The 26506-nt window shown below is 59.8% G+C and carries 27 protein-coding genes and 4 pseudogenes; 18 read left to right on the top strand and 13 right to left on the bottom strand.

Features of this window, described 5'->3' with window-relative positions:
* Positions 1 to 35: 35 nt before the first annotated feature.
* Positions 36 to 1247 (bottom strand): MFS transporter, encoded by a 1212-nt coding sequence (locus tag G5S42_RS08550; protein WP_217709865.1) that lies wholly within the window; start codon positions 1245 to 1247, stop codon positions 36 to 38.
* Between the two features lie 95 nt (positions 1248 to 1342).
* The gene (locus G5S42_RS08545) at positions 1343 to 1969 is read right to left on the bottom strand and encodes a cysteine hydrolase family protein (protein WP_176106359.1); all 627 of its coding nucleotides are present in this window, start codon (positions 1967 to 1969) and stop codon (positions 1343 to 1345) included.
* A gap of 444 nt (positions 1970 to 2413) precedes the next feature.
* Here G5S42_RS08545 and G5S42_RS08540 point away from each other — a divergent pair, with 444 nt between their 5' ends.
* From G5S42_RS08540 to G5S42_RS08525, 4 genes are all read left to right on the top strand, one after another.
* Positions 2414 to 2704, top strand: a complete 291-nt coding sequence (locus G5S42_RS08540; RefSeq protein ID WP_176106358.1) for a muconolactone Delta-isomerase family protein — start codon at positions 2414 to 2416, stop codon at positions 2702 to 2704.
* A gap of 124 nt (positions 2705 to 2828) precedes the next feature.
* On the top strand, positions 2829 to 3401 hold the full coding sequence (locus G5S42_RS08535) for a ferric reductase-like transmembrane domain-containing protein (protein ID WP_176106357.1): 573 nt from the start codon (positions 2829 to 2831) through the stop codon (positions 3399 to 3401).
* Positions 3402 to 3535: 134 nt separating this feature from the next.
* On the top strand, positions 3536 to 4894 hold the full coding sequence (locus tag G5S42_RS08530) for an epoxide hydrolase family protein (protein ID WP_176106356.1): 1359 nt from the start codon (positions 3536 to 3538) through the stop codon (positions 4892 to 4894).
* A gap of 177 nt (positions 4895 to 5071) precedes the next feature.
* Positions 5072 to 5518 (top strand): MaoC family dehydratase, encoded by a 447-nt coding sequence (locus G5S42_RS08525; protein WP_176106355.1) that lies wholly within the window; start codon positions 5072 to 5074, stop codon positions 5516 to 5518.
* A gap of 604 nt (positions 5519 to 6122) precedes the next feature.
* On the opposite strand, the gene G5S42_RS08520 is transcribed toward G5S42_RS08525, so the two are convergent.
* The gene (locus G5S42_RS08520; RefSeq protein WP_312883544.1) at positions 6123 to 6383 is read right to left on the bottom strand and encodes an EamA family transporter; all 261 of its coding nucleotides are present in this window, start codon (positions 6381 to 6383) and stop codon (positions 6123 to 6125) included.
* Between the two features lie 72 nt (positions 6384 to 6455).
* Between G5S42_RS08520 and G5S42_RS44180 the strand changes: the two are divergent.
* Positions 6456 to 6597 (top strand): annotated as a pseudogene (locus tag G5S42_RS44180) (HU family DNA-binding protein); the annotation flags it as partial.
* A gap of 334 nt (positions 6598 to 6931) precedes the next feature.
* On the opposite strand, the gene G5S42_RS08515 reads toward G5S42_RS44180, so the two are convergent.
* From G5S42_RS08515 to G5S42_RS08505, 3 genes are all read right to left on the bottom strand, one after another.
* A complete protein-coding gene (locus G5S42_RS08515; RefSeq protein WP_008919388.1) occupies positions 6932 to 7411 on the bottom strand; it encodes an Lrp/AsnC family transcriptional regulator in 480 nt (159 codons plus the stop codon).
* 76 nt (positions 7412 to 7487) lie between these two features.
* The gene (locus G5S42_RS08510; protein ID WP_008919387.1) at positions 7488 to 8432 is read right to left on the bottom strand and encodes a 2-hydroxyacid dehydrogenase; all 945 of its coding nucleotides are present in this window, start codon (positions 8430 to 8432) and stop codon (positions 7488 to 7490) included.
* Between the two features lie 41 nt (positions 8433 to 8473).
* Positions 8474 to 9064, bottom strand: a complete 591-nt coding sequence (locus G5S42_RS08505; protein WP_176106354.1) for an amino acid synthesis family protein — start codon at positions 9062 to 9064, stop codon at positions 8474 to 8476.
* 159 nt (positions 9065 to 9223) lie between these two features.
* Here G5S42_RS08505 and G5S42_RS08500 point away from each other — a divergent pair, with 159 nt between their 5' ends.
* The 12 genes and pseudogenes from G5S42_RS08500 to G5S42_RS08445 form a co-directional block, all read left to right on the top strand.
* On the top strand, positions 9224 to 11005 hold the full coding sequence (locus tag G5S42_RS08500; RefSeq protein WP_176106353.1) for a helix-turn-helix domain-containing protein: 1782 nt from the start codon (positions 9224 to 9226) through the stop codon (positions 11003 to 11005).
* 145 nt (positions 11006 to 11150) lie between these two features.
* Positions 11151 to 12131 carry a flavin reductase family protein gene (locus G5S42_RS08495; protein ID WP_176106352.1) on the top strand — a complete coding sequence of 327 codons (981 nt, stop codon included), beginning with the start codon at positions 11151 to 11153 and terminating at the stop codon, positions 12129 to 12131.
* A 16-nt stretch (positions 12132 to 12147) separates the two neighbouring features.
* On the top strand, positions 12148 to 13659 hold the full coding sequence (locus G5S42_RS08490; protein ID WP_176106351.1) for an aldehyde dehydrogenase: 1512 nt from the start codon (positions 12148 to 12150) through the stop codon (positions 13657 to 13659).
* Between the two features lie 37 nt (positions 13660 to 13696).
* A complete protein-coding gene (locus tag G5S42_RS08485) occupies positions 13697 to 14764 on the top strand; it encodes an LLM class flavin-dependent oxidoreductase (protein WP_176106350.1) in 1068 nt (355 codons plus the stop codon).
* 19 nt (positions 14765 to 14783) lie between these two features.
* A complete protein-coding gene (locus G5S42_RS08480) occupies positions 14784 to 15623 on the top strand; it encodes an alpha/beta fold hydrolase (RefSeq protein WP_008919381.1) in 840 nt (279 codons plus the stop codon).
* A gap of 2 nt (positions 15624 to 15625) precedes the next feature.
* Complete coding sequence (locus G5S42_RS08475) at positions 15626 to 15982, top strand: NIPSNAP family protein (RefSeq protein WP_176106349.1); 357 nt, start codon at positions 15626 to 15628, stop codon at positions 15980 to 15982.
* Positions 15979 to 17163 (top strand): quaternary amine ABC transporter ATP-binding protein, encoded by a 1185-nt coding sequence (locus G5S42_RS08470; protein ID WP_176106348.1) that lies wholly within the window; start codon positions 15979 to 15981, stop codon positions 17161 to 17163. The genes G5S42_RS08475 and G5S42_RS08470 overlap by 4 nt, the downstream gene beginning before the upstream one ends.
* Positions 17156 to 18091, top strand: coding sequence for an ABC transporter permease (locus tag G5S42_RS08465; RefSeq protein ID WP_176106347.1), 936 nt, complete (start codon positions 17156 to 17158; stop codon positions 18089 to 18091). The genes G5S42_RS08470 and G5S42_RS08465 overlap by 8 nt, the downstream gene beginning before the upstream one ends.
* A gap of 85 nt (positions 18092 to 18176) precedes the next feature.
* Positions 18177 to 19199 (top strand): glycine betaine/L-proline ABC transporter substrate-binding protein ProX, encoded by a 1023-nt coding sequence (gene proX, locus G5S42_RS08460; protein WP_176106346.1) that lies wholly within the window; start codon positions 18177 to 18179, stop codon positions 19197 to 19199.
* A gap of 113 nt (positions 19200 to 19312) precedes the next feature.
* On the top strand, positions 19313 to 19705 hold the full coding sequence (pcaC, locus tag G5S42_RS08455) for a 4-carboxymuconolactone decarboxylase (RefSeq protein ID WP_176106345.1): 393 nt from the start codon (positions 19313 to 19315) through the stop codon (positions 19703 to 19705).
* A 326-nt stretch (positions 19706 to 20031) separates the two neighbouring features.
* Positions 20032 to 20202 (top strand): annotated as a pseudogene (locus G5S42_RS08450) (IS256 family transposase); the annotation flags it as partial.
* A 132-nt stretch (positions 20203 to 20334) separates the two neighbouring features.
* Positions 20335 to 21093, top strand: a pseudogene (locus tag G5S42_RS08445) (ISNCY family transposase); the annotation flags it as partial.
* A gap of 41 nt (positions 21094 to 21134) precedes the next feature.
* On the opposite strand, the gene G5S42_RS08440 reads toward G5S42_RS08445, so the two are convergent.
* The 5 genes from G5S42_RS08440 to G5S42_RS45720 all read right to left on the bottom strand — a co-directional run bounded on the left by G5S42_RS08440 (position 21135) and on the right by G5S42_RS45720 (position 24472).
* The gene (locus tag G5S42_RS08440; RefSeq protein ID WP_246391872.1) at positions 21135 to 22913 is read right to left on the bottom strand and encodes a recombinase family protein; all 1779 of its coding nucleotides are present in this window, start codon (positions 22911 to 22913) and stop codon (positions 21135 to 21137) included.
* A gap of 23 nt (positions 22914 to 22936) precedes the next feature.
* Positions 22937 to 23188 (bottom strand): recombinase family protein, encoded by a 252-nt coding sequence (locus G5S42_RS43790; protein WP_217709863.1) that lies wholly within the window; start codon positions 23186 to 23188, stop codon positions 22937 to 22939.
* On the bottom strand, positions 23185 to 23328 hold the full coding sequence (locus G5S42_RS43785; RefSeq protein ID WP_217709843.1) for a hypothetical protein: 144 nt from the start codon (positions 23326 to 23328) through the stop codon (positions 23185 to 23187). The genes G5S42_RS43790 and G5S42_RS43785 overlap by 4 nt, the downstream gene beginning before the upstream one ends.
* A gap of 143 nt (positions 23329 to 23471) precedes the next feature.
* Complete coding sequence (locus tag G5S42_RS08430) at positions 23472 to 23882, bottom strand: helix-turn-helix domain-containing protein (RefSeq protein WP_312883543.1); 411 nt, start codon at positions 23880 to 23882, stop codon at positions 23472 to 23474.
* 215 nt (positions 23883 to 24097) lie between these two features.
* The gene (locus tag G5S42_RS45720) at positions 24098 to 24472 is read right to left on the bottom strand and encodes a DUF5372 family protein (RefSeq protein WP_376776868.1); all 375 of its coding nucleotides are present in this window, start codon (positions 24470 to 24472) and stop codon (positions 24098 to 24100) included.
* On the opposite strand from G5S42_RS45720, the pseudogene G5S42_RS08420 reads away from it, so the two are divergent.
* A pseudogene (locus G5S42_RS08420) lies at positions 24439 to 25161 on the top strand (transposase family protein); the annotation flags it as partial. The gene G5S42_RS45720 and the pseudogene G5S42_RS08420 sit on opposite strands and share 34 nt — an antisense overlap.
* A 303-nt stretch (positions 25162 to 25464) precedes the next feature.
* Here G5S42_RS08420 and G5S42_RS08415 read toward each other — a convergent pair.
* Both G5S42_RS08415 and G5S42_RS08410 read right to left on the bottom strand, forming a co-directional pair.
* Entirely contained in the window at positions 25465 to 25920 is a 456-nt protein-coding gene (locus G5S42_RS08415) for a hypothetical protein (protein WP_176106343.1), read from the bottom strand.
* A 36-nt stretch (positions 25921 to 25956) separates the two neighbouring features.
* The gene (locus G5S42_RS08410; protein ID WP_176106342.1) at positions 25957 to 26505 is read right to left on the bottom strand and encodes a hypothetical protein; all 549 of its coding nucleotides are present in this window, start codon (positions 26503 to 26505) and stop codon (positions 25957 to 25959) included.
* Between the last annotated feature and the right edge of the window lies 1 nt (position 26506).

Raw genomic sequence — 26506 nt, 5'->3', positions numbered from 1 at the left:
ACCAAGCCTGCGTGCGAATCGTCCGGTTGTTCGGGTCAAACCTGCCCGTCGACAATGGCCGAACTGGGCCGCCCGAACGCGAGCGAATTGACGGCAACGGCCGCGAGCGAGAGCAACACGCCGACCGCGGCGAGGCCAACCCAGGCGGCGCGCAAGGCGCCGGCCCCGCCAAGCGCCGCACCGACCGCGCCACCCAGAAAGTACGAAACCATGAAAACCGTATTAAGGCGGCTGCGGGCCTCGGGACGCAGCGCATAGATGCGGGCCTGGTTGGCGATAAAGCTCGTGCGGTTGCCGAGATCCAGCAACACCATGCCGACGATCAGCCATACGAGGCTGCGGCCGCCCGCTGCGACAAACGCGAATGCAATCAGAACCGTTAGTGCGCCGGCGGTCGCGATGTGGCGGGAGCCCATCCGGTCGACGACGGCACCGAGTTGTGGTGATACCGAAAGGCCGACCAGCCCGATCAGTCCGAATGCGCCGATGGTGGCAGGACCGTAGTGATAGGGCGGTCGGGCGAGCAGCACCGCGAGTGTTGCCCACAGCGCGCTGAAGGCGGCGAACACGAGAAAGCCCATCGCCGCCGAGACGCGTAGCAGCCGCTCCTCTCGCACGAGACCAGCGAGCGACTGCATCAACTCGCGGTAGCGGATAGCCACGAGTGTGTTCGACATGGGCAACTTCATGATGACGAACAGGAGTGCTATATCGATGACAGAGGCGATCACGAATATCGAGCGCCAGCCCCACAGTGCGCCAACGATGCCGCTTAGCGTGCGTGCCAGCAGGACGCCCGAAGATAGCCCGCCCAGCAGCGAACCGACCACTCGCCCGCGCGCGGCAAGCGTGGCCTTACCGGAGACCGCCGGAATGATGATTTGCGCCGAGATTGAAGTCGTTCCGACGAGGAAGCTGCAAACGCTCAAGGTGGCGAAGGACGGTGCGGCTGCACAGGCGATCAGCGCCATCGCATTCGCCACGATGGCCCGCGACGCCAGCGTGCGCGGCTGGACGCCGTCTGCGAGCGGCACCAAGAGCAGCAGTCCCATTGCGTAGCCAAGCTGGGTCAGCGTGGCGATCAGGCTCCCGCGAGCGGACGGCACGCCGAACGTCGACGCGATCTGTGGCAGGAGCGGCTGGTGGTAGTAGATGGGAGAGACGGCGAGCGCGCAGCACAAAGCCATCAGAAAGACCTGGCGCGGGGAGATCATGGGTGTCGTCCAGAGGGTAAGGGGATCCGGCATCGCGCGGCGGTGACCAAATCATCGCAAGCCTGATGGCCTCGTCCAGCAAGTCAGGCGGCAACACGCCATGCGGACGAATGCGTCACGGAGTCAGCTCAGGCCGTTGGCAACGCATCGATGAGCTCGCGCGTGTTGACGATACTGTGCGCAAAGGTCGGCCCATTCAGATCGTGTGCCGCGTGCATCATTTCCTGACGGAACGCGGCCGTTGCATCCTTCACGAGGGTCACGTGGTAACCGAGTTCTATTGCGTAACGGCCAGTCGCCTCGATGCAGGTGTTGGCCAGCAGGCCGACGAGAACCACGTGCGTAATGCGATGCTGCTTGAGCTGGAAATCAAGGTCCGTATTGGCAAAGCCACTCGAGCCCCAATGTTCGAGGGCCACGACGTCGCCCGGTTGCGGCGCGAAGTCGGGATGCCACTCGCCGCCCCACTCGCCCCTGGCGAAATGATGACCGTCCATGATCTTGCGCTGGCTGGGGCTCGGGTGACACCAGCACTGGTAATCCCCCGGCTGCCACCGGCGGTGCGGGACATACACGACCCGTATCCCGGCACGGCGGACGGCGCTGTTGATGGCCCGAAGATTGTCGAGCAGTCCGACTTGTGCCGCGACGTCCTTGACGAAGGGCCAGACTTTGCCGCCCTCCGAGAGGAAGTCGTTATAGGGATCGACGAACAGCAGTGCAGTCGAATTGGTGTGGTAGGCGACGGGCGTCATTTGCGTTCCTTCGGAAGGGGGGGCATCGAACCTGCGTCCCGACACGGCCTGCGTTTTACACGGACACCTGTGCCGCTCGCGAACCCGGTTCAGCTGGCGATGAAGTTTGCCTGTGACTGCATTGTATATATGAAAAGCATAGTGTAAAGCTAGAACTTGAATTCCTGAATTGTTACGTGCGTAGCCTCGAGAAATTAGCCGCGCATCAGGTGAGGTTTGCACAATAGAAAAAATCTGTTGCTATGAAAAACATAGGTGATGTATGGTTCGGTCAGACGCCGGATTAGCTGCCCAGTGACCACATCCACCGATGCCTCGGAGGATGCAAGAGGAGCGGGTGTGCCGTTCTTCAGGCTGAGATGACCCATTCCTCCCAGCACTGAGTTCCGGATTTGTTCACACGGAATTCATAGCCGGAGCGCAACGCCTTCCCAGGAGAGCAAAATGCAATACCTCGTGATCATTCCCCGTTCGGAAAACGCGTCCTCGATGTCCCCTGCCAAGGAGGACGTCGAGGCGGAAGCCGAGTATGTTCGCCGGCTCTACGCCTCGGGAGTCGTGCGCCAGATATGGCTGAGAGCAGAAGGTGGCGCCTGCATGATTTCGGAGGCCGATGACGAAATCCGCCTCGCGGAACTCCTGTCAGAGCTTCCATTGGTCAAATCCGGTTTTCTCGCACGGCCTCAGATCAGCCAGTTGCGCTCCTACTCAGGATTTGGGCCGCGTAGTCACTGAACCAGACGCTGCGCGCGCGTCTGGCCGGCCGCGCTACCGTACCGATACAGGCCCGAAAGCCGGCGTCTCTCGCAATCGCCGGCTCGTTGCCCAGCAATCGACAAATATCGATCGGATTATCCATATGACCCGCTGGAAGCTTTTCGGTGTACTTACCATATGTGCTTCTTGCTTTGCAGTGGCGGCCTTCGCACTGGCGCCGGACTGGGTGAGATCGTTGCAGTATGTTGTGCGTGCGACGGCTCGCACGTCCTTTGTTCTGTTTCTCGCCGTTTTCATGGCCGCGCCGCTTGTAAAACTGGCGCCGTCGGTGCCAACCAGAGCGCTGGCAAGAGAGCGTCGCTACATCGGGTTGTCGTTTGCTGTGTCGCAGTTTCTGCATGCGTTAGCACTCGTCGCCTACGTCGGTACGGCACCCGAAGCATTCTGGGCAGGCCGTACGACAGTGACCAACATACCGGGCTTCATCGGCTATCTGATGATTCTGCTGCTCACGGCTACGTCGTTCGCGACGCCGGCGCGCCTTATCGGCCCGGAAAACTGGAAAAAGCTGCATCTGCTGGGCGTGTGGATACTCGCCATCATTTTTGCGGGCTCTTTCTTTACCCGTGTCCATCTCCATGCCAGCTATCTCGCCCCGGGCATGGCCATGGTTGCGGCCATGCTGTTACGTGTGGCTGCGCGGTTCGGCACGTGAGACTGGCTGTTCGTCGCGCCTTGGAGATGCGCCGCATGGACCAGGCGTGTCGAAACTCCCACAGGGGTCAACGCCGGTTCTCCCTTTTGTGCCTTGCGCGCCAGCCGCCAGGCTCATCGTCAACTGGAGTTCGCATGACAGACAAGCTTATCCCTCAATCGACATCCCGCCGGCAATTCGTGAGCCTCGCCGCGGCAGCCGTAGCCGCGCAATCTCTGAGCCCACTTGTATCTGCGCACACGAACCGCGGTATTACCGATGTCCAACCGCAGACGGGCAGCGGCACGGACGCAATTCGCCGCCTTCGCGTGCAGGTTCACGTGTCGCTGCTCGTAGATCTGAGAAGACGCATCAGGGCCACCCGATGGCCGGAGCGCGAAACCGTCGATGACGACTCGCAAGGCGTGCAACTCGCGACGCTTCAGGGCCTCGCGCACCATTGGGCGACCGACTACGACTGGCGCAAGTGCGAAGCGACCCTGAACGCTCTGCCGCAGTTCGTCACTGAGATCGACGGGCTCGACATTCATTTCATGCACGTGCGCTCGAAGCATGAGAATGCATTGCCGCTGATCGTATCGCACGGGTGGCCCTGTTCGATCATCGAGCAGATCAAGATCATCGATCCGCTCGTCAATCCCACCGCCTATGGCGCGAGCGCATCCGACGCCTTCCATCTGGTCGTTCCGTCGTTGCCGGGCTATGGCTTCTCAGGCAAGCCTACGACGACCGGCTGGGGTCCGGAGCGTACCACGCGCGCATGGGTCACGCTCATGCAGCGTCTTGGCTATACGAAATTTGCGTCACAGGGCGGTGATCTGGGAGGTATCGTGTCGAATGTGATGGCCAAACAGGCGCCGCCTGGATTGCTGGGCATCCATGTCAATTTCCCGGCGGCAGTTCCGCCGGATATCCTCACGGCGATCCAGGGCGGGAACCCGTCACCGGCAGGGCTCTCGTCCGACGAAAGGCTCGCGTATGAGCAATTGAGCGTCAATTTCAAGAAGCGCCGCGCCTACGCGTTCGAGATGGCGACTCGTCCGCAAAGCCTCTATGGACTGGCCGATTCTCCGATTGCGCTGGCAGGCTGGCTGCTCGATCACGGCGATGCTTATGGCCAGCCGGCGGCAACGATCACCTCGGCCGTGCTAGGGCGCACGGTCAACGGGCATTCAGCCGGTGCCATCACACGCGATGACGTCCTCGACAACATCACGCTTTACTGGCTGACCAACACGGGCGTGTCGGCGGCCCGATTCTATTGGGAAACGGCCCACTTCAACTACCTCGTTGCAGCGAATGTTTCCGTGCCGGCTGCCGTCAGCGCGTTTCCCGGTGAGAACTATCAGGCGCCGCTCAGTTGGACAGAGCAGGCTTACCACGACCTCATCTATTACAACCGGCCTGAACGGGGCGGCCATTTCGCCGCCTGGGAGGAGCCCCTGCTACTCGCGCAGGAAGTTCGGGCGGGTCTGCGGCCGCTGCGCAGCTAATGGGCAGGCAGTGCGACCGGCTTCGAAGTCGCTAGCGGCGAGGCCCCCGGGCCACTCTCGGATTCTCCGCGCAAGACTATCCTTCGGATAGGGATAGCACCATCAAGGTCGAACGTCACCACAGAAGGGGCGTTCGAAGAGCCAATATCAGCGAATAAAACGTTTCAGGAGTAACGCATGAAATCAGAGACTCTGTATCTGGAAGATCTCGCCGTGGGTGCGGTGTACAAAAGCGCGGAGCATAAACTCGATGTCGACCAGATACACGCCTTCGCGCGACAGTTCGATCCCCAACCTTTCCATCTGGACGAGGAAGCGGCTCAACGCTCCTTCTTTGCGGGGCTTGCAGCGAGCGGCTGGCACACGGCAGCGATCACCATGAAACTTCTCGTTCAGAGCCTGCCGATTGCGGGTGGCATTATTGGTGCGAGCGGCGAAATCGCGTGGCCAAGACCCACTCGCCCGAACGATGTCCTGCATGTCGTCAGCACCGTCCTGGAGATCGCGCCGTCGCGTTCCAAACCCGACCGCGGCATCGCGACAGTCCGCAGCGACACGATGAACCAGCAAGGTGAGCTTTGTCAGCGAGTGGAAATGCGCCTTCTGGTTTTTAAACGGCCCTGAAGCTTAATCTCGGATGGCCACGTGTTTCGCCGCGCCACCTTGCAGTTTGGGTTCAATCAGGGCTGGCCCATTCAAGACAATCCAGACAGACGCCGGCGTGGGCACACCCCTGACGGCACCGAGTTTATCGAGCAGCCGGTAATACGCGTTCGACAGACCAAGCGTATAAGTCCGGCGGAATGTCTGTGCGAGGGTAGTGTGCGTTGTCGAACGATGACAGGGTTTCGCCGACTCGTTGCCGCCTGACGGATGCGATACCTGAAGGTTAGGTATGGTCGAGCACTTGCCGGTCAGCTTGCTCGGCATATGGCTGCTGTACTCAGAGACCTGACGGAGGAGCTACGCACAGAATTCGGCCAAAGCCGACATTGGTGCGCACTCGGTTTCACGTCAGCAATGTGGCGGATTGCCGACGGTGGAGGCATCGAGCGGCCACGCGGCAGCTTGCCGGATCAGCAAACGCACACTCCCGATCGACAACGGCCGACCTGCAGCGAACCCGACGACAGCTGGCGAGTAGTGCAGCCAATCCAGCGGGGATTGCCGGCGGCCTGGAAGTCATATCCCGTTCAAAATCCCGCAAAACAACAAGCAAGAAAGGTGATTACTGGCCTCGAGGTGACGCATGCACGACCATCGTGCCGATTCCGCTGATCGCGATTACAGCCATCCCTACGATGGTCCACAAGTCTGGAATCTTACCGAACAGCAGCCAGCCAAAGAATGTGGCGAAGGCAAGCTGCGCATAGCCGAACGGAGTCAGCACAGCAAGCGGCGTTCTTCGCAACGCCTGAAGCATAAGGAGATGACCCGAAGTGGCAAGCGACGCCATCAAAATGACCAATAGCCAGCTTCCCGCCCTCACGTCATGAATTGCGGGAAGAAGAGCAGCCTGATCGACCCATAAAAGCTACGCTAGTGCGATGCTCGCTATCAGGGCTGTGAAGCGTTTTCGACCGGCGCGCGTGCTACGCGGGTCAGCCGCAATCCGGCGACCGGCGCCGATCCAGATCGCTGCGGCGAAGACGGTCAAGTTCACTGCGGGCAAGGCGTTCAAGGAGGCAGTGAACGGTGCGTGAATTGGCGCGTCGCGTCGCCCGGCTCCCGTGCGGCGGCACGCTTGCCCGGGGGACGTTGGCGCGCAAGTCCGAGGTAGGCGGGCACAGTTGATGTGTGCACTGGACATGTCCCGATAATCAACGATGCTCTGAAAATGAGTTAAGCCGCGTTTTCTTACCAATGTGGTGTTGGCGAGCAGTTCCAAGATTCTGTGTCTCAGCGTCTGTCCAACGCGTCCGCGATCTTGCCCCTGTTTTCGTGAGCGGCCTACTTGCTGCCGCGAATGCAACCGTGAAAGCGATGTTGACGTGCACGAACGGCATGCAGAGTCCGATACCCCTCGCCCACACGAGATCAATCCAATGCGATCCACTCAGGCACGTTGCAGGTGACCTGTTTGACCATCTTCGTCACGACGTAGGTAAAGTAGCGCTCAATGCCGAGATCATCCAAAAGCATTGCGTCGATGAAGCGCTGATAGTCATCTATGTTTCGTGTGACCGTGTGCACGATGTAGTCGATGCCACCCCCCGTCGCATAGCACTGCACAACTTCTGGCGCGGAACACATGCGTGTCTCGAAGCGATGCAGGTCGTAAGCGGTATGCCGCGAGAGTGTCACCTCGACGATGATATGGCTGATATCAACTGCGCCAACCCAATCGAACTCTGCCCGGTAGCCGCGGATAATTCCACCTTCTTCGAGCCGACGGACGCGTTCCCAGGCAGGCGAAATAGAGAGATGGATCGCTTCGGCCAATCGCGATTTGGTTATGCGCCCTTCGCGGGCGAGGATCTGCAAGATTGCGATATCGTAGCGATCAAGCTTCAGCATGTGCGGCCTTCGGTCGACAAAACGGAAATACGCGATGTCATGGCAAGGAGCGGAGGTGGAGACGCTGCATGCCAGGTCAGTAACCGCGAGTCAAGTCGACATTGGCGGGGATGCGCCCGCCACTCCGATACGCGCGAACATTGTCGGCGAACACGGTGGCGGCTGTTTCGTTGTCCGTCGGCGCTGAAATGTGCGGCAGCACAGTGACCGATGAATGGCGCCACAATCCGGATTCTTGCGGCAACGGTTCGACACTGAAGACGTCCAGCACTGCGTGCGAGATATGTTCACGCTCGAGCATCGTGAGCAGATCGTTCTCGACAAGAATTGGCCCGCGCGAGAAGTTGATAAGCGCAGCGCCTCGCTTCATTTGAGTCAGTCGCTCGATATTTAGCAAGCCCTGCGTCTGCGGTGTGAGAGGTAACAGGCACACGACGATGTCGCTCTCGCGCAGTATGAGATCGAGCCCGCTCTCGCCGGAACAGGTCTCGATGCCAGGCAGGCGCTTTGTCGAGCGACTCCAGCCGCGCACCTTAAACCCTGCGTCCGCCAGACGGACTGCCGCAGCGGTTCCAAGTTCACCCATACCCAGTAGACCGACGCTGACTTGAGATGGTTTGCGGTATGGCAACTGCCTCCAGAGCAATCTCGCTTGCTGGCGGGCGTACGCAGACATGTCCCGTTGAAGGAAGTACGTCCATGCGAGTACGGCTTCGGACATCGTTCGCGACATTTCCGGGTCGATCAATCTCACGACTGGCGGCGCTTTGCTCCCAAGCGCGGGCAGGAGTTGGTCGACGCCTGCCCACATGCTCTGGATCCATGCGAGCTTGGGCAGGGCGGCGACTTTGACAGGATCGGGTCTCGCGACCACCGCGATGTCGACCCGTTGACGCTGCGCGTCCGTGAGCAGATCAAAGGGAACGATGTTCTCACCCGGCATGGCCGCGCGGAGCGATGCGAGGTAGCTGTCCTGTACCTCGGACGGCATGCTGCTAATAAACGCAATCGGGCCTGTCATGGTTGATCTCTTTCGCGTGGGCGTTGCGATGCGACGTAAGCTCAGGTGGACGCCTGTTCGTTGGCCATCTCTTCCATATCCTGGAAGCGGTCTGCGATTCGGGGATGGACCCGTCCGCCGTCGGAGGCGCCGATCGCGATCACGATTTCGTCTGGGCCGGGCGCATCTGCAATCTGGAAGGTGCTCGTAATGAAGTGAGAGCGCTTACCGGTTTCCGATTTGTGGATCATCGGCACTGAAATCAGGGCGCCTGGTCCGACACGCGTATTGGTGAAGCTCAGAAAGGCGGTGCCTTCGACGGCGTGGCGAAACACGTTGCCGAAGCGCAGTGTATGGATCAACGCCGACGCGTGCTCGATTTCGCCGTTCACGCCGACCACGGCCGCTTTCCCATACGCCTGTACCCGTTCGGCGGGCATGAGGTCTGTCAGTTGTCGCGTCAGGGTTTCCCCGAGAGAGGGTGCCGACGCGAGAATTTCGGCCCGCAGGTCTTCAACGAAACCCTGTCCGGCCCACGGGTTGCGAATCACTGCCGCCACGATGACCGTCGTGACGGGCTTTCCCGCTGCCTTACCCCCTTCGACGTAGGTTGTCTCGATGAAGGTCGCGATTTTTCGAAGTTCGGCGCTCACTGGAAGTCTCCTGGTGCGTTGGGCTTGAGATCGGCTCGGGAACGAGCACGCATCAATGCTATGCATCGTCGCGCGACGTGTCTTCCTCGCTTCGCAGGAAGATTCTTTTTTTCTTTCCTACGGTTTCGTGTAATTTCCTCGGAAACACAGGAGGGGACGATGTCCGATCAGCAGAAACAGGTCATGGCGCTGAGCCGGGTTGCCAGCCAGATCAGTGCGGACGAGAACATCGACGAGCTATTGGCCGGTTTGATCCGCTCGGCCTGCGAGCAGGGCGCATGGCATCTTGGCTCGATCATGTCTGTCGACCTCGCTCACGGCTATGCGCTTGTTCTGACCCGGTATGAGTCGAGCATGCTGCCGCAGCAGACCGAGGATCGCTGGGAGTTGGCGACGAGTCCTTGTCTGATCGCATTGCAGACGCGCGAGCCCGTCTATATTCGCGACGCACTCGAAACGACACAATTCCCGGGTTATCGACGCGAAGCCAAGGTACGCGGTTACCGCACCGTTCTGGTCCTGCCGATGACCAGCAGCGATACGGCAGGTCGGCCAATGGTACTGACGGTTGCGTCGCGCGCCGTACGCGAAGTAGGCGAGGAGGACCTCGCGTTCATGTCGGCGGTTGTGCAACTCGGCGCGATCGCGGTCGAGCGGGCGCATCGTCATCGGGCGCAAACGCAGGCCAATGAGCAGCTTCAGCGCATCATCGAATCGCAACGCACGTTGCTCAGAGAGGTTCTGGCGGGTGAGTCATTGGCGACCTTGACCGTGTCGCTCGGCGACCTGCTTGACGGGCCTGTGCTGGTCGTGGATTTCTTCTCGAACTACCTCCTCGGATCGGGATCGCCTCTTCCCTCCATCTACGACGACGCAGCATGGGCCAAATGGCTGACGGGTGCCGGAGGCCGGGAATTCGTTCCGATCGTGCGTGATGCGATCGAGTTTCAGCGCAAGTCATCCGTGGTGCTGCCGATCGGACAGGGAAGCTCTGTCGAAGCCACGATCCAGCCGCTCACCATCGACGATGAACTGGTGGGAGCCCTGCTGACGTTCGGCGAGGGCAAACCCTCGGACCTGCAGAAGCTGATGCTCGAGAGCGTCAGCTTCGCCCTGAGCGTTCAACTGATGCGCAGCGTGATCCGCTTCCGCATAGAGACGCGCACGCTCACCGAACTGTTCTTCGAAATCGTGGAGCGTCGCTGGCGCAGTGAGGACGACGTATTGGGGCGAGCACGGCATCTTGGTCTCGCCCTCACCGCGCCGCTTCGGATGATCGTGATCGACTTTCCGGGCCCGGCTGGTCAAGGCACCAATCTCACCGTCGAGGGCCATAGAACGGTCACCATGCTCGCAAGGCAGCAGAACATCACGATGCACGTCGTGATGGTTGGCAGTGGACTTGTCTGCCTGCTCCCCGACGAAGAAGATTCCGAGGCTACCGCATTGACGAGGCTCGGGCAGCAAATCTCGGATGCGGTCTCCGGGACCTTTGGATGTGCGCCAATCGTCGTACTTGGCGAACGCTTCGAGGGAATGGAACCTCTGGCGCAGGAATGGGAGCGATGCTGGCGGATGATCCGGGTTGCCCGGAACTATGGAAAAACCGGCTTCCTGCGGATGCCCGATCTCGGCCCTGTTCCCATCCTGATGGGTGCAGCGGATTCTGCAGACGTTCGGATTTTCGTCGACGGTGCGATCGGCAAGCTGATCGAATACGACAAACGCACCCGCTCGGATTATCTGCAAACACTCTCGGCTTATCTGCGCTCGGGATGTCGCAGTCAACTCTGCGCCAACGAGATGGGCTTGCACGTCACGACACTGCGCTACCGCCTGTCACGTATCAACGAGCTTTTTCACATCGACGTCGAGTCGCCTGAACGGCGGTTCGCCGTCGAGCTGGCGATTCACCTTCATCAACTGACGGGAACCCACTGAGTCGATCGTGCCCTATGCGTCCGTGAAAACCCTGCCTACAAAACGATACTAATTAATTGCGGTTTTCCTCCGGGACAGAGGAAGAAGCCCGGATTTTCATCACATATCGTTCACCTCAAGACAAACACGTTTTGAGGTGACGGGAATGCAAAAGGACGCCGGAGAACAGGTCAAACCAATCGATCCCGTGGCGTTGCGCCGTGCTTTCGGCACCTTCGTCACGGGGGTGACGGTCATCACGACGCGTGATGCGGAAGGCCGTCCGCGCGGCATGACGGCTAATTCCTTCACGTCTGTCTCTCTCGACCCGCCGTTGCTGCTGGTGTGTATCGGCAAGGGTGCATCGAGCTACCCCGTGTTCCAGCAGAGCGGGCATTTTGCAGTCAACCTTCTGCACGACGGGCAGGTCGATGTCTCGAATCTTTTCGCGTCCAAATCTGCCGACAAGTTCGCATCGGTTGTCCACGACGCCGTGCACACAGGCGCGCCCGTACTCACCGATTGCCTGACGTGGTTCGACTGCACGGTTCATAGCCTCGTCGATGCCGGTGATCACGCCATCCTGGTGGGTCGCATTCAGGCATTCGGCACGAGCCCCGCGGACCCGCTCGGTTTCTGCCGCGGCCGATACGCACAGGTCAAAGATCCGCTGCCGCCGGGTTGGCTGTCTTCGCACGACATGATCGTCGGTTACCTCATCGAGGCCGACGGCAGTCTGTTGCTTGCACGGGATGGCAAGGGAGGCTGGGTACTGCCAAGCGCGACGAGCCGCATCAGGGAGGGGCGGCTTCCCCTTGCCGGTGGTGGTGAACTCGCGCTCGAGCCCTATGACACGTTCCTGTACTCGGTGTTCGACGTTGCCGACAACGATCCCGGATACCTGATCTATCGCGCCAGGATTGCCCGTCCCTATGGAAGTTGCGGACTGCCGGAGCAGTTCTGCTTCTTCACGATGAACCAGCTTCCCTTCGAGAACATCGCGTCGCAAGAGATCCGCGCGATGTTGCGACGCTACGTCCATGAGACCGAACGCGGGAGATTCGGCATCTACATGGATTCACTCGACGGCGGTCGCGTCGCCATGGTCGGCGACACGCAGCCGTGGCTTCAATCTGCACATTCTTGATACGTGGAGTCAACCGATGCAAACGACCATCGAACGTCTGCAAGGGTCCCGCCTGGGACTGTTCATTGACGGGGAATTCACCGCGGCGCACAGCGGGGAATTCATCGCCAGCTACGACCCATCGACAGGCAAGCCGTGGTACGAGTTCTCGCAGGCGGATTCGGCCGATGTCGATAAGGCGGTTCGCTCGGCGCAGGCTGCCTTCGTCAATCCGGCCTGGCGGCGCATGACGCAAACGGAGCGCGGCAAACTGGTGCGGCGCCTCGGAGAACTGGTGCTCGCCCACGCGGACGAGCTTGCGATGATCGAGTGCCGCGACAACGGCAAGCTCCTCAAGGAGATGCGGGCGCAAATGCGCGCGATGCCCGACTCGTATTTCTATTTCGCCGGCATGGCCGACAAGCTGCAGGGCGAGACTATCCCTGTCAACAAGCTCGATACGCTCAACTACAACGTCCGCGAGCCGATCGGCGTCGTCGGCATGATCACGCCCTGGAACTCGCCGCTGATGTTGCTCACGGGCACGCTCGCGCCCTGCCTTGCCATCGGCAACACGGTCGTCGTCAAGCCGTCCGAGCACACGACGGCGTCGACCGTCGCACTGGCCGAACTGGCGATCGAGGCCGGTATTCCACCGGGCGTATTCAACGTCGTCACGGGCGACGGGCAGATCACGGGTGATGCGTTGACCCGTCATCCGGGCATTGCAAAATATGTCTTTACGGGCAGCACCGCCACGGGGCGGAGGATCGCCGGCAATGCCGCGCAAAACCTGGTGCCGTGTCAGATGGAGCTGGGAGGCAAATCTCCACACGTAGTATTCGGTGACGTCGACATCGAGCGTGCTGTGAACGGTGTCGTCTCCGGTGTATTCGCTGCAGCGGGACAGACGTGTGTAGCGGGTTCGCGTTGCTTCGTCGAAGCACAGGCGTACGACGATTTCGTCGAAGCGCTGGTGGAACGCACGCGTCGGATCACGATCGGCCACCCGGTCAGCGAAGGAACCGATATCGGACCACTCGCGCTGTCGTCGCAACTCGACAAGGTTCAAAAGTACGTGGGCTCGGGTGTACACGAAGGCGCAAAAGTCGCCGTGGGCGGACAACGCCCCAATGATGACGCGCTAGCCGGCGGCTGGTACTTCGAGCCCACGGTCATGACGCATGCACGAAACGACATGCGCTTCATGCAGGAGGAGATCTTCGGCCCCGTAGTCGGCGTGATGCCGTTCTCGAGCGAAGAAGAACTGATTGCACTCGCCAACGGGACCGAATATGGATTGGCTGCTGGCATCTGGACCCAGGATATCAGCCGCGCCATGAGATTTGCGCGTGACGTCGATGCAGGCACCGTCTGGATCAACACGTATCGGTCGGCCGCCTACATGTCCGCAAACGGCGGCATGAAGCATAGCGGCTATGGAAGGCGCGGGGGATTCGAAGTGATGCGCGAATTCTCGCGTCTCAAGAACATCGTCATCGATTACTCCGGCGCGATGCAGGACCCCTTCGTCATTCGCCTGCGCTAAGCGTGACGCGTTCAACACATGTTCTCAGGAGCTTGATATGAAATTCGCGGTTTCGCTCAGCATGGAACGCTTTTCGCCGAACGATACGATGAATGACGCAGTGACCCATATGCTGGCACTCGCGCGAATCGCCGATGAAGGCGGCTTCGAAACACTCTGGACGGCAGAGCACCACACGATCGAGTGCACGATTTCGCCCAATCCGTTCGTGACCCTGACCTGGCTTGCCCAGCACACGGAAAATATCCGGCTGGGTACCGCTACATTGGTGGCGCCCTATTGGTCACCGATTCGGCTCGCTGGCGAAGCCGCATTGTGCGACCACCTGACCGGCGGCCGACTTGAATTCGGCATCGCACGTGGCGCATACCAGTACGAGTTCGACCGCATGGCGGACGGCATCCCGCAACAGGAAGGCGTGGGTTATATGAAGGAGCTGGTTCCTGCCGTCATGAAGCTCTGGCAGGGCGACTACGCACACGATGGCCAGTACTGGAAATTTCCGCTCGCGACCTCGGTGCCGAAGCCGTTGCAAAGACCGCATCCGCGCATCTGGGTGGCAACCCGTGATCCTGGAAGTTTCGACTGGGCGGTGGGGGTGGGCGCAAATATCCTGTCGACGCCGCTCTCGGCACCGGCTTCAGAGGTCGCCGTTCTCGGTGAGAAATTTCGCAAGGCGGTCGCGGATCATCCGGAGCGCGCGCGTCCGCGGTTCATGATGCAGCGCCGAACCTGCCTCTACGACCGGCCGCAAGACTGGGAGGTAGCCGTGCGGCACAGCGTCGATTACGGACGAACGTTTGAGAATCTCATGCAGAACATCGGCACCGTCACCAACGGCTTTCCGGAAGCCGTTCCATACGAGAGCGTGGTCAATCGCGCCAATTACGATCCCGCGGCCATCCGCGAAAACCTGATGTTCGGCACCCCGGATGAGGTCATCCGCAAACTCGAGATCTACGAAGCGCAGGGCGTCGACCAGTTTTGCCTCGGACTCACGTTCAACCTTCCGTTTGAACTCCAGGTCAAGACGTTGCGACTGTTCATCGATGAAGTGATGCCCCATTTCGCCGCGCGCACACGCGAGGCGCAGTACGCAACCTGACACTCGCAGGCGGACCAACATGCTGACTCGCAAACCTGTCAATGACGACGTCGTCACGCAAGGTCGCCTGAAAGCCGGCAGTGTCGAACTCAACTACCGGCTGCAGGGACGTGGCGCACGGCAACTGATCTGTATTCATGGTGTCGGCTCCTATCTGGAGGCATGGGAGGGCGTTGCCACGCATCTGTGCGATGACTTCCGCATCCTGACCTTCGACCTGCGTGGCCATGGTGAGTCGTCGCACATCCTGGGCCGCTACGAGATCGATGAGTTTGTCGACGACACGCTGGCACTCGCCGATCACGTGGGGTTCGAGACGTTCAACCTCGCGGGATTCTCTCTCGGAGGACTGATCGCGCAACGCATGGCGCTCTCGCATCCGCAACGTCTGCGTGGGCTCGCTTTGCTCGCGACGGTGTCGGGCCGTACGCGAGAAGAGCGCAGCCGGGTGCTGGAGCGGCTTGCCGCTTTGCAGAATGGTGAGCGTGGCGCGCACTACGACGCATCGCTATCACGCTGGCTGACGGAAGATTTTCAGGCGAGAAATCCGGAGATGGTCGCCTATCTGCGCAAGCGCAATGCAGAGAACGATCCGCATTGCTATGCGGCCGCATACCGTGTTCTGGCTGAGACGGACTTCGGTGGCCTCATCGACCAGATTCGCGTTCCGACCTTGATTGCCACGGGTGAGGACGACCAGGGCTCGAACCCAAGGATGGCGCGGTACATGCACGAATGCATAGAAGACTCACAACTGGAGATCTTGCCGGGCTTACGTCATTCGATCCTGATTGAAGCGCCAGAGCTCGTTGGAACCTTGCTGCGTCGTTTCTTTGCAGAAGCTATGTCGAGGAGTTGACCATGGTAGTGGAAGAGCGCATTTACAGCATCCGAAGCGGCGCAATGCTGCGCTACCTCGATCTCGTGCGCAACGAGGGGATTGCAATCCAGCAGCGGATACTGGGCCGACTGATCGGATACTTCACGACAGAAATCGGCACGCTGAGCCAGGTTACACACATGTGGGCCTATGCGAGCCTCGAAGACAGAACCCGCCGGCGCAGCGAGTTGGCGCAAGACCCTCAGTGGCAGGCATTTGTGCCGCGACTCGCGCAATACATCGAGCGTGCGGAGAACCGCATTCTGGTGCCGACCGATTTTTCCCCGCGGCCCGGATTCGCACATCATGCGACGACACTCGAGGAGACGCAGTCATGACCGAGCGCCTGGTAATCGAACATCTCTACAAGATTTTCAGCGACAGGCCCGAACCTGCACTCGCCATGTTGCGCGCCGGAAAATGTCGCGCTGATGTGCTGGAGAAGCTGCGGCACGTCGTCGGTCTCGATGACGTCTCGCTAAGCGTTCCTTCCGGAGCGATCTACATGATCATGGGTCTGTCGGGTTCAGGAAAGTCGACGCTTGCCCGTTGCATCAATCGGCTTCACGAACCGAGCGCGGGCAGGATCCTGCTCGATGGCGAGGATCTCTGCGCGCTGGGAGACAAGGAGTTGCGTGAAGTACGGCGAAACCGGATTTCGATGGTTTTTCAGCATTTCGCGTTGCTTCCGAACAGGCGCGTGATTGAGAACGTCGAGTTTGGTCTCAAGCTTCGGCGGATGCCAGCGGCACAACGTCGAAGACGTGCTGAGGAGGTACTCGCTGTGGTGGGGCTGTCGAAGTGGGCGTACCACATGCCGCATGAGCTAAGTGGCGGTATGCGCCAGCGTGTGGGTCTCGCCCGCGCGCTCGCGACGGAAGCCGACATCCTGATCATGGATGAAGCGTTCAGCGCGCTCGATCCACTGATTCGCACCGAAATGCAGGAGGAACTGCTTCGCCTGCAGCGCACCCTCAACAAAACGATTCTCTTCATTACGCACGACTTCCAGGAGGCGCTCAAGCTCGGTACACGCATCGCCATCATGTCAGAGGGACGGGTGGTGCGTGAAGGTTCACCGCAGTCGATCGTACTGGATCCGGGAAGTGATTACGTCGCCGCATTTACGCGTGAGGTGGACCGTGCGCGACTGTTCGACGCGCGCTCCGTCATGACGGCGCTATCACCCGTGTGGCGAGATGCGGGCCGGATCCTCATGGCAGCGAGCCCGCTTGGGCAAGGGCCAGGGTTCGTGCTCGACGCCGAAGAGCGCGTGCTTGGGGTCCTGACAGGCTCCGAAATGGCGCAGGCGCGTGACGGTCGAGCCATCCCTGAACCAGACAGGCGGTTTGCATGTGTTTCCGCATCGACGCGTTTGGTGGACGTGGCACACCAGTGCGGTCAGGGGAGTCCGATCGGGGTGACCGACACAGACGGCAAACTCATCGGACTTCTGGACGCGAGCCAAGTTCTCGCAAGAATTGGCGCCGGCAGTGGCGCAGAGGTACATCATGCTTAGTGCTGACCAGCTTGCAATTTTCCCGGTGGATCAGTGGATTCAGGAATGCGTCCACTGGATGGCCACTCACTTGCGGCCTTTGTTTCTGACGATTCGATGGCCAGTCGAGCAATTGCTGAACTTCAATGACAGCATTCTCCATGCCGTGCCTTTTCCTGTGCTCGTAGCGCTCACCTTTGCCGTGTTCTGGCGTTTGGCGGGTTTGCGCGTGGCGTTATTTGGTTGTGTGGTCCTTGTTGTCATCGCCATGCTCGGAGTGTGGACCGAGGCGATGACAACACTGTCCCTTATCGCGACGGCCATTCTTTTCTGCGCGTTACTTGGCATTCCGATCGGAGTTTTATGTGCGCGCAGTCCACGCGTGTGGATGGTGGTGCAGCCTGTACTGGACATCATGCAAACCACGCCAACCTTTGTTTATCTCGTGCCAGTCGTGATGCTCTTTGGTGTCGGTACTGTGCCGGGAGAAGTTGCCGTCGTGACAGCGGCCATGCCACCACTGATCCGTTTCACGCATCTTGGAATCAAGATGGTTGAAACCGAAATCGTCGAGGCGGGTAAGGCCTTTGGTGCGGACAAGTGGCAGCTCCTATGGGAAGTGCAATTGCCGCTCGCGATGCCGACGATTCTGGGGGGACTCAACCAGACCGTACTGACAGCCATGGTGATGTCGGTCGTTGTATCGATGATCGGCGCGGACGGATTGGGACTGGTGGTGTTGCAAGGTCTGGGGCGGCTGGACGTAGGACGTGCGGCGGTAGGAGGGATCGCGATCGTCCTGCTCGCGATGATGCTCGATCGCTTTTCGCAGAAGATCGCCAAAAAACAACCTGACAAGCAGCGTCATTTTCGCACTGTCCTCAAGCGCTTTTTCCGGGGAGGTCACGAGGAGGCACATACGCCCGGCGATGCGCGTGAAGCGCTGTAAGGGCGTGCATCAGTGCAGCAACGGGTTTCCCGGGAGCATGTTGTGTCATTCGACGAATGAACATTTGAACGATGGAGGAGTATCAATGAACGCATTGGCAAAAGTGATCGCTGCGGTTGCGACCGGTTTTTTGTTCGCCGGTACGGTGGGCGCGCAGACACTTCCGGGTAGTGGAAAGACCATACGCTACGCGCAAGATGACAGTCTTGGCGGGAACTACGTAGTCGCTCAGATAACGTCGCAGGCCCTCAAGAAACTCGGCTACGACGTCCGGCTGAGCACCATGGATACGACGTTGTTTTTTCAAGCGGTCGCGCAAGGTGACATGGACCTGGCAACAGACGTGACGTTGCCTCAGCGCGAGCCGGGGTTTCGCGCGATCGCGCAGCAGGCGGCGGTGGTCGGTGACGGCATGATCATCGGTGGAGGAATCAACGGCTATCTCGTCGACAGGAAAACTGCGCTTGCTCACAACATTACGAATCTGGAGCAGATGAAGGATCCGAAAATCGCTGGGCTGTTCGGCCGCGATGGCAAGGCGGAAATGATCAGTTGCGATCCTGCCTGGAGTTGCGGCGTCGTCGTGGACTATCAGCTCGACAAGTTCGGCTTGAAGCAGACAGTCAGTCCCGTGCGAGGCAAGTACGAAGCCCTCATGGCAGACGTCATTACGAAGGTGCAAAACGGGAAACCTGCGTTTTACTACGCATGGAGTCCATCGTGGATGACCAATGCTTTGAAACCCGGCACCGATGTCGTATGGTTGCCCACTCCACAGGACGCGCTTCCGCCCAATATCCCGAACCGCGGTACGGCATTGGTCAATGGAGTGGTCGGCTGCGCTGGCGGAGCCAATCCGTGCCGAATGGCGATGGGCTCGTGGAACTATGACACGGTGGCAAACAAGGCATTTCTGGCGGCGAATCCCGCGGTCAAAGCCCTGATCGAGCAAATCCGGTTTCCACTCGCAACGTGGTCTGAATGGGAAGGCGCGATCAGTAAGGATGGCGGGTCCGTGAGCGTTGTGAAGAAGCTTTCGGATGCGTGGATCGCGAGCAACCAGTCTCAATTCGATCAATGGGTCGCCACAGCAAGCAAGGCTCATTGATTTTACGGATCTCCTCATCAACGATTCGAGAAGTTTGGCGCAGATTTCGATAACGGGGCAGGGCATTAGAAGTCGTGAGACTGCCACGCCCCATATCCGAACAGGAGATTCGCATGAGTCAGGAATTATTTGAAACCGGTATGAAGATCCGCCGAGAGGTGCTGGGTGACGCGTATGTCGACTCCGCCATGGCGAATGCGGATGACTTCAACATGTCGATGCAGACACTCGTCACCCAGTACTGCTGGGGGGCGGTGTGGAGTAGGCCAGGGCTGGATAGGCGGACACGCAGCCTGCTCAATCTGGCAATGTTGACAGCCCTTAACCGTCCGCATGAGCTGAGGCTTCATATTCGGGGGGCTCTCAACAACGGGGTAACAAAGGAAGAGATCCGTGAAGTCTTTCTACAAACCGGAATCTACGCGGGGATCCCCGCGGCGATCGACAGCTTTCGGGTTGCGCGAGAAGTATTCAAAGACGACTTTGAGAATTCTCAGGTTTCTTGATACGTTTTCCGACGACTCGAAGATCAGTTGCAGATTGGAGCTGTCGAAGCTATCGAGGCTAGTGATATACCCGATCGCTTCACATATGTATGACTTGCGGGCGGCCACATAATCCTCGAAGCGACGCATATTGTCGTGCGGTATGTCGCGTGGACGTCACCTCCGCAATGACGCGGATGCCCTTGAATGTCAGTGCACAATGGCGGATTCAACCGGTGGATGCAACACAATGAACGCTGCATGAGCGACGGGAGCGTTGCATCCACCGATGCCTGTCAGATTTTTAGTGTGCCGAGGTCATGAGACGATAACGGAAATAACGTCCTATGACCGAAGCAACAGTGACCAAGAAGAGCAAGAACCCGAAGGCGCCGAAGCTGTTCCCCGACGAACTGATCGATCAACTGCTGGCGCAGGTGCAAAGCAAGGATGCCGAGTCGATTCTGGGCGAATCAGGCCTGGCCGGCCAACTCAAGAAGCAACTGTTCGAGCGCGTTCAACAATTTGACATAATGCAAATGTCCGTCGCGCAGCATGTGGGTCCCAAATAGAAATGTCGGGTTTCCGCTAAATAGAAATGTCGTGTTCTGGGTAGGTTAAGCGCCGGACATCTGCTCAGGGAGCCGGCGATGAACGCGACTGGGACGATCACGATGACGATGCGTGAGATCGATCGGCTGAAGGTCATTCAGGCCGTGACGGAGGCCCGGCTCAAGCCGGGCCAGGCCGCCGAACGCCTGGGGTTGAGCGTGCGCCAGATCGAACGGCTGGTGCTGCGTTACGACGCGGCCGGCGTGGCCGGGCCGGTGTCAGGCAAGCGTGGGCGTGCGGGCAATCACCAGCTGCCTGCTGGCAAGGCGCAGCGGGCGCTGGCGCTGATCCGCGAACGCCATGCGGATTTCGGGCCGACGCTGGCGCGCGAGAAGCTGCGGGAATGTCATGGCATCGAACTGGCGGTCGAAACGGTGCGCACGCTGATGATTGCCGCGGGACTGTGGGTGCCGCGCAGGGATCGCCCGCCGAAGGTGTACCAGCCGCGTAATCGCCGTGCCTGTCTGGGCGAACTGATCCAGATCGACGGCAGCGATCACCACTGGTTCGAGGACCGGGCGCCCGCCTGCACGCTGCTGGTATTCATTGACGATGCGACCGGACGGCTGATGACGCTGCACTTCACGGCGACGGAGTCGACCTTCAGCTATTTCGAGGCACTGTCGAAGTATCTGGGCGCGCACGGCAAGCCGGTGGCGTTCTACAGCGACAAGGCCAGCGTCTTCTACGTGAAGCAACGCTCGGAGACGGCGGGCAAAGGCGTCACGCAGTTCGGCCGGGCCCTGTACGAACTGAACATCGACGCGTTCTGCGCGAACTCGAGCCAGGCCAAGGGCTGCGCTGCATAGTGCACCTCATAGGTCGGTTGAGTTGGTGTTTATGCGGCCGAGCGTCGGCCACGGGTCTTTCCCTGGTGCTGGAATTTCACCGGCGCTTCGGCGCCGGGCGGTTCGAAGAGATAGCCGCCCTTGTCGTCGTAGCGATGCGCTATAAGCAGGCCTGCACGACGCCATGTCTTGATTGTCGTCGGCATCACGTTCAACCGCTCTGCGATCTCGTCCAGGGTGAGCATTCCGCGTGCGCGCAGCCTGTCATGATGACTGGGTAGCTTGTGGGATAGTCGAAGCCGCGTGATCATTCTGGAAGTAAACCGCTTGCCCCAGCCGGAGGCGAGCCCCTGACGGTTAAGCTGCTCTGCCGTTTCACTCTCGGTGTACTCGTTGAGAAGCCGGTCCATTTCGGCAATGACTGCGCGAGGGGTTTGCCGCAATATCCACGCCGGCTTGGACAGCGGCACATGTAGCGTATGCGTGGCGCCGCCATTAAAGCGTATCTGAACGCAGATGTCTGCACCCTTGAGCAAAGTCGCGTCGGCGATGAGCAGTCGCGCCATGCGCTTTCGCTCGCGATCCGGTGTGCGCGGATCGTTCCATAGACGAGGGAAGTCTCTGGCGAGTGTCATGATGTTCGCACGCTGTTTATCGTTAAGTCCTGCGCGATCAGCTTCGCGCTGCTTTTCGTAGTGATCCTGAGCTTCGGTAAGAGCGCGTAGCGCCTGATTCCATTCCGATTCAAGCGAGTCCGCGACCAATCGATTCGCTGGATCCACTTGCATATAGCGGCGCCGCGCCAGATCGGCCTCGTAGCGTGCTCGTTCGAACTCCTGGCGGTGCAGTCGGTCGCGCTCGTCAGAACGGCTCTCGAGTTCTTCCTGTACCGCAAGCGCGACTTCAAGCGTGACCGGCGTGACTGTCTCCACGAGCAGCCTGCCGATGGCCTTGTCAAGCTCGCCACCGTGAACATGCTGGCACACCGGCCGCCCATGTTTGACGCCGTGGCGCTGGCACATGTAGTCCGGCACCCTGTGTGTGCCCTTGACGTGATAGCGCACTGTCATCCGCTCACCGCATCTGGCACATATCGCCAGGCCCTGCAACAGCGCCGGGCCCTCACGTGGTGCCCCTCTTTCCCGATCGATGCCCAGTGCGTGAGCATTCTCGCGCAACACCTGAACATTCTGTTCAAACTCTTCCCAGCTCACATAAGCCTCGTGGGCGTCGGGAATCAGCGACAGCCATTCCGCAGAGGGCAGCCGGGCGGAGACTTTCTGCCCATCGGGATGGTTTCGATAGCGCGTGCGCCCGAAGCAGTACGCACCTGCGTACCGCGGATGATGCAGAACCCACAGTACGCGTGAGTGCTCGAGCTCGCTCCACAGCACATCATCTTTGCGAACTCCGTGATGGACCCGATGCGGGAACAGAAGGCCCTGCTCACGAAAGGCCTTGACGGTTGCAGTGGCCGAACCGGTGCGCCGAAACGTGCGGAAGAGATGACGGATGCTTTCCTGGATACGTGCGTCGGGATCCAGACGAACGCGCGATTCGGTGTCGTAGACAAAGCCGATGGGCAAGCGCGTCTCCAGCTCGCCGCGACGTGCCTTATTGAGGATGCCGCCGCGCAGTCGTGCCCGCATGACGTGCAATTCAGCCTCGCTCATCGTGCCCTTCAGGCCAAGCAGCAATCGGTCATTGAAGTGCGCGGGATCGTAGACGCCATCCTCGTCAAGGATCAGACAGTCGGCCAGTGCGCAAATTTCTAGTAGCCGATGCCAGTCGGTGGAGTTGCGCGCCAGGCGCGACACTTCGAGCCCCATCACAATTCCGGCGCGGCCCAGGCTCACCTCAGCGACCGGGCGCTGGAACCCCGGCGATCAACCGAGGACGCGCCAGACAGTCCGAGGTCCGAGTCGATGACGACCACCTGATCAGTGCGCCATCCGAGCGCAATCGCGCGTTGTCGCAGGTTGTATTGGCGCTCGGTGCTCTCGGTATTCTCAAACAGCTGTCGCAACGTAGACTGCCTGACATACAGGTAGGCGTTTCTCTTCAGATGCCGGGCCTGAACTTTCGCGTGCGTCTGATCGGTCATGCCATCACCTCCGCTGTCGCAATTGCCATCGTCGCCACGACGGCGACCAGATTCTGTTCGAGACCGGCAGGCAGGTTCAGCCCACTCGGGCGCGCAACCGGTAATGGACTAAACGGAAACGCTTCGGTCACAGACTTCATCCAGATCGCCATGCCTTTGAACATGAACAGCGCACGGCCACGCATCAGAGTGGGACCACCTCCGCCGGGCTCGAGAGCCTCCTGCCGCAAGATCTCGTAGCTTTGGCTCAGGGACTGGGTATCGCGCGCCGTTACGGGAGGATTTACCGTAGTTTTTTTTTCAAACGCGCCAGGGCGCGTTCCACGGTGCGTCGATGCACCGCCGTGCCAAACTGTTCCGCAATCAGATCAACCAGCTCCTGCACTTCCGGCTCAGCGTGAGTCACGCGCGCTTCTTCGATGAAGCGCATCACCTCATCGGTGATCTTGTGAGGTCCGTGTGGGCCGCGCTTGACCGGCAGCAGACCGGCCAGGCCATCGCGCTCGAAGTCGGCCTGCGCCTTGTAGAAGGTCGGCCGGCTGACTCCGAAGTGTGCGGCGGCATCCGCGACGGTTTGCCCTTCGACGCGTACGCGTCGCAGCATTTCGTATCGGACTTGAACCAGATCCCGGGGATCGAAGAAGTCGCTGTCAATGAAGGCAGGATCATCGATGTCATGAGGGCGCGGATTCACCGTGCCACTCTCTTCGAGAGCAGTGAGTTTGGGATCGGGCTTTCGTGTACGAGTCATATGTAATGTAAATTATGCCCATATATAGCCGATGTCAAGGTGATTTTCGAGAACTCCGTCAGGCACTCCCCGTAGAAGAACGGATAGACACTTATTCTGGTCCGAGACGAAGCACATCGGTTTCTGAAAATGGCATAATTTATTTTACACATATGGCATTATTTGCTTGACAGCTTGCGCCTGCCTGCCCGCCTTTTGGCTTGTCTGCTTGTTTCTCTGTACCGCGCAATTAGCATGGTCAACTGCAACAGATCTTCGATGCGGAAATGCGATCGCCCCGCCGAAACCGTCTCGAATGCATTGGGCGCCGCGGCGCTCGTCCAGGCTGCCGGCATACGTTTCAGGTCACCGCGGTCGTCGTGGAAGTAGACGCGGTCTTCTCCCCAAGTGTTGCGCCGATCCGCAAGCGCGAACTCTCGCCCATACAACGGATGGAAGGGATGCGTGACCCGGAATAACTGTGCTTCATCGGTCAGATCGCGTGCAGTTGACTGCTTTTGCCAAGGGACGCGTGGAACGCGCCAACCAGACACTGCAGGACCGGCTGGTCAAGGAGCTGAGGCTGCGCGGGATCAGCACGCGGGAAGCCGCGAATGCGTATGCGCCCTCCTTCATCGCTGACTTCAACCGGCGGTTCGGCAAGCCACCCAGGAGCGACTACGATGCGCACCGGCCGCTGCACGCCGACGAGGATCTGCGGCAGATCCTGGCCTATCGTGTGCCGCGCAGGATCTCGAATGCGCTGACGGTGCAGTATGACCGTGTGCTGTACCTGCTCGATGACACGCCCGTAAGCCGGGGGCTTATGCATGAATATGTTGAGGTCGTCGAGTATCCCGATGGCGTGATCGAGGTGCAGGCCAGTGGTGCGGCACTGCCCTACCGTCAATACGACCGCATCACGCGGATCGATCAGGGCGCGGAGATCGAGAACAAGCGCCTCGCGCACGCACTGGAAGTCGCACGCCGCGTACAGGCCATCCGCGATGATCGGCGTGCGGCGGGCTCACCATCGCGCACGCACTGCGGCGAGCAGGTTCAGGCAAAGAAGGCGCTGGTAGGTCTGAAGAAGCAGCGCGCAATCGGGGTTGCCGACATCAATCAGGCGATTCTCGAAGTCAGCACGAACAGGACGGAGGGACGGGGGGCGGCTTCGCCGCCCCACCCCAAAACCTCAAATAAAAACAAAAAACGGCAAGTCAAATGCGACATTTCTAGTTAGCTGGCACCACGACGTTTGAACTTAGCGGGGACACAGCAAGCAACCTGTCGTCCGTTTCCGGGCCGCGAAGCGTGGCGGTGATAACACCCGTTATCACGCCGTGGACGGATGCGCGCAACCGCCGGCAAATATCTGGCCTAACATGGTTGATCAATCCCGGATTTGACGAGGTAGCCATGGACACGATCGTGGACGACGAGTACGAGTGTTTTACATGTTTCAGGCGAATCTGGCAGAGTATGTTCAATATTTCACGGGGATGGGAGCGCGTGGACTTCAGCAAAGCCTTGCCCGAGGTTGACATCATCGATACTTACGGTCTCGAGTGTTACTGCTCCAAGCGCTGTCTGGGGAGTACGCCGCGACGAAGTTATGACGGAAGAGAACGTGCCAATCTGTCACCCGGGGGTGGGTCCTGTCGAAAGCTGCGCCAAGTGCCGCGGCCCCGTCGATATGAGCGAGTTTCATCTTGCGTATTTGGAGAACGAATCCGTCGACGAAGGGACCTTCGTTTCCAGAACGATCGACGTCATCTATCTGGCGGTTGTCTGCAATCGATGCCGCCCGCGTAGCATCCTGCGATCGACCTATGAGTGCCTCGTAGATCCGACAGCTCAACCCGCCGATTAAGACCGCACTCTCGAGATGATCGAGAAAACCATAGCCAGCGTCGTGTGCGACCACTGCCATGGGTGTTAGCGGCACTGACCAGATTTCCGGAACGCTGCCGCCGGCAGTGATGCGGCTGCGCAGGATCAAATGCAAATCCTAGCGGTTCCCGGCCGGGGGGGCGGCTCAGGGTTGCCTCGGTGCGGGGAGCGCACGGATGGCCTCCATGCCGGATAAAAATTCACGTGCAAGTTTCCGGTTTTGCGAGTTATGTCCCATCCGGGCTTCCCGTAGTAGCGAGTCCCCAGACAGCGGCACCCCGACAGCATGAAGCTCCTGCGCTGCACGCTCAAAACGGATCTCCTGTGAATGGTCGCATTTGGAAGACAACAGGCGCAGTTTCTCCCGGAGGGCTGGCACTGTCCGTAACAGGTAGCGCGTCGACCAGTACGACAGACCGGCGCGCTCCGCGAGTTCGGTGAGCATGCATCGAGTACCTGTGTCATGAAGCTCAAGCGCTGCTTCGACGGCACTCAGCCTGGACGTCCATGTTGCGCGGCGCATTTCTTCCTTTTCGGACACCAGGCGGGTAGTACCCGGGGTTGGCTTCACCGCCCGCGGTTTGTAATGCAGAATGGTGCGCGACCATTGCTGCTCAAGCCACTTCGGGTCGCGGATTCGCGCACGATGTCCTGCGGCCGACTGCCACGCCAGAACCCACGCGCTGTGAGTCATT

This window comes from Paraburkholderia youngii (genome assembly GCF_013366925.1).
Lineage (GTDB): Bacteria > Pseudomonadota > Gammaproteobacteria > Burkholderiales > Burkholderiaceae > Paraburkholderia > Paraburkholderia youngii.
This window is presented reverse-complemented; position numbering and strand designations above follow the sequence as displayed.